This window comes from Rhizobacter sp. P2_H2 (assembly GCF_056403375.1).
Genome location: NZ_JBFUFP010000809.1, coordinates 1 through 2,531, shown reverse-complemented (window position 1 = coordinate 2,531; position 2,531 = coordinate 1). Strand labels below are relative to the sequence as shown.

The 2,531-nt window shown below is 69.2% G+C and carries 4 protein-coding genes; 3 read left to right on the top strand and 1 reads right to left on the bottom strand.

Annotation, left to right across the window (positions count from 1 at the left end; translation table 11 throughout):
• Nucleotides 1-129 (bottom strand): LysR family transcriptional regulator (locus AC1D15_RS26660; RefSeq protein ID WP_477828370.1); only part of this gene is annotated, 129 nt, incomplete at its 3' end.
• Between the two features lie 102 nt (nucleotides 130-231).
• Between AC1D15_RS26660 and AC1D15_RS26655 the strand changes: the two genes are divergently transcribed.
• The 3 genes from AC1D15_RS26655 to AC1D15_RS26645 all read left to right on the top strand — a co-directional run.
• Nucleotides 232-873 (top strand): NAD(P)-dependent oxidoreductase, encoded by a 642-nt coding sequence (locus tag AC1D15_RS26655; protein WP_047513143.1) that lies wholly within the window; start codon nucleotides 232-234, stop codon nucleotides 871-873.
• 76 nt (nucleotides 874-949) lie between these two features.
• Entirely contained in the window at nucleotides 950-2,206 is a 1,257-nt protein-coding gene (locus AC1D15_RS26650; RefSeq protein ID WP_477828369.1) for a glycoside hydrolase family 5 protein, read from the top strand.
• Between the two features lie 100 nt (nucleotides 2,207-2,306).
• The coding region (locus tag AC1D15_RS26645) for a hypothetical protein (protein ID WP_477828368.1) at nucleotides 2,307-2,531 on the top strand (225 nt) is incomplete at its 3' end.

Below are 2,531 nucleotides of genomic sequence, written 5' to 3'. Positions count from 1 at the left end.
GCCCTGCTCCAGCGCGCGCATCTGCTGGCTCACCGCCGAGGTGCTCATGCCCTGCGCCCGCGCGGCGCCGCTCATCGAGCCGTGGCGCACCACCTCGGCAAACAAGGCCATGCGGCGAAGGTCATCCATGATCGTGAAGCCTGGCTAAAGAATGTTGTTCGAAATGAGCGACTGGTGCACCCATTGTGAAGCGCAGATCATCGCGCCATCGACAACTCCCAGGAACATTCCATGAAGATCGCCCTGATTGGCGCCACCGGCTTCGTCGGCTCCGAGGTGCTGAAGGAACTGCTGTCGCGTGGCCACCAGGTGACCGCGCTGGCCCGCACGCCGGCCAAGCTGCCCGCGCAACCCGGCCTGACGGTCGTCAAGGCCGATGCGCTCGACGCCGCCCAGGTGGCCGCCGCCGTCGAAGGCCATGACGCCGTGGTCGACTCGTACAACCCCGGCTGGAGCGAGCCGCGCATCCACGACGTGTTCCTGCAAGGCACGCGCGCCATCGTCGACGGCGTCAAGCGCTCGGGCATCAAGCGCGTGCTGATCGTCGGCGGTGCCGGCAGCCTGTTCGTCGCGCCCGGCGTGCAGCTGGTCGACACGCCGCACTTCCCCGCCGAGTACAAGCAGGGCGCGCTCGCCGCCCGCGAGGCGCTGAACCAGATCCGCGCCGAGACCGCGCTCGACTGGACCTTCCTGTCGCCCGCCGCGCTGCTCGCGCCCGGCCCGCGCACCGGCAAGTTCCGCATCGGCGCCGACGAGCTGCTGATGGACGGCGACAAGCCGGCCGGCCTCTCGGTGGCCGACCTCGCGGTCGCGATCGTCGACGAGATCGAAACGCCGAAACACATCCGCAAGCGCTTCACAGCCGCTTACTGAGTCCCTGGGTTTGCGGGGGTCGGCTCGGGCGCTCCTTCTGGAGACAATCCCTCCACAAACACAGGAGGGGTTTCACGTGTCCGATGTCTTGCGCGCCGATCTGGCGAGCCGCCGCTTTGTCTTGAAGGGTCTGAGTTCCGCCGTGCTGCTGGCCGTGGCGGCCTGCGGTGGGGGCGGTGGGGACGGCAGTCCCGCCCCGGCCCCGGTCGGCGGTACGCCGCCTGCCCCCGTGCCGCCGGCACCGGTTCCTCCTCCACCACCGCCGCCGGCCCCGGCGCCCGGCCTGCCGCCGCTGTCGGCCGCGCTGCCCCGCCTGCGCGGCACCAGCATCTTCCCGGACCAGGGCTGGACCGACACCACCGCCAGCCATTGGCAGAACGTGGCCGAGCTGCCGGCGGCCGGCGCCAACGTGGCACGGCTGTTCATCCAGCCGTTCGACTTCAAGACCGGTGCCGCGCTGCTGCCCGGCCAGCCGCTGGCTGCACGCCTGCAGGCCTCGGTCGCGCAATGGGGCACGCTGATCGACTGGTGCCTGTCGAAGCGCATGCATGTGGTGCTGGCGGTCACGCTCGACGTCAGCTGGCCGAGCCGCGGCGTGTGGCCCGACGACGGCCGCGCGCTGTGGTCCGACCCATCGGCGCAGGCTGAGTTCGTGGAGGCTTGGGGCGAGCTGGCCCAGCAGTACGCCGGCGTGCAGGGCATCGTGTTCGACCTGCTGAACGAACCGCAGGGCCGCACGCCTGCAGAGATCAACGGCAACCACGCGGTCGCGAAGGACGCATGGAATCTGCTGCACCAATTGGCGCTGGCGCAGATCCGCCATGTGGACGCCGACCGCTGGGTCATCGTGCAACCGGTGTGGGGCGACCAGAAGAACTTCGCCGATCTGCAGCCCAACGGCGACGCAAAGACGGTCTACAGCTTCCACTACTACGGCCCGCACTACTTCACGCACCAGGGCGAAGGCGGCTTCCCGGCGGCCGGGACGGTGGGCTACCCGGGCGTCACCCGCGACAACGACTTCACCGCACCGCAGCTGTGGAACAAGGCGGCACTTGCCATCGACATGCAGCCGGCACTCGACTACGCCACCACGCACTCGGTGCGCATGATGCTCGGCGAGGTCGGCTGCACCCGCGCGGCACCGTCGGCCGACCGTGGCCGCTGGGTGGCCGACGCGATATCGCTGGCCGAGGCGGCCGGGCTGGACATCGTCTACTACCAGTACGACGGCTGGGGCGTGCCGAGCGACTTCGCGGCCGGTTGGGCGTTCGAGAACTCGTCGGTCACCGACACGGTGCTGGCCTCGTTCGCACTGAACAAGACGGCCTGAGCACGGCCCGATGTCATGAGCAACCGGGCCGCCACGCGACAGCCGCGGCCCGAATGGCTACAGTGCAAGTACCTCGACCGAAGGGAGAAGAACCTTGAAGATGAACAGTTCGATCGCCCTGTTGACGGCCGCCCTGCTGCTGCCGGCGGCGGTGGCAAACGCCGATCCCGTCACCGTGAATTTCACGGCCCAGGTGAAGACAAGCAGCGGCAACCTGCCCACGACGGGCAGCACCCTCACCGGCGCCTACGTCTTCGATTCGGATCCGGCCGCCTACCAGCTGTTTTCCAACCCGTCCGAGCCCGGCTACATGGGCTACGAGACC

Excerpts from the sequence above, each read along its gene's own strand:
- AC1D15_RS26655 (WP_047513143.1), top strand. The coding sequence starts at position 232 with ATGAAGATCGCCCTGATTGGCGCCACCGGCTTCGTCGGCTCCGAGGTG.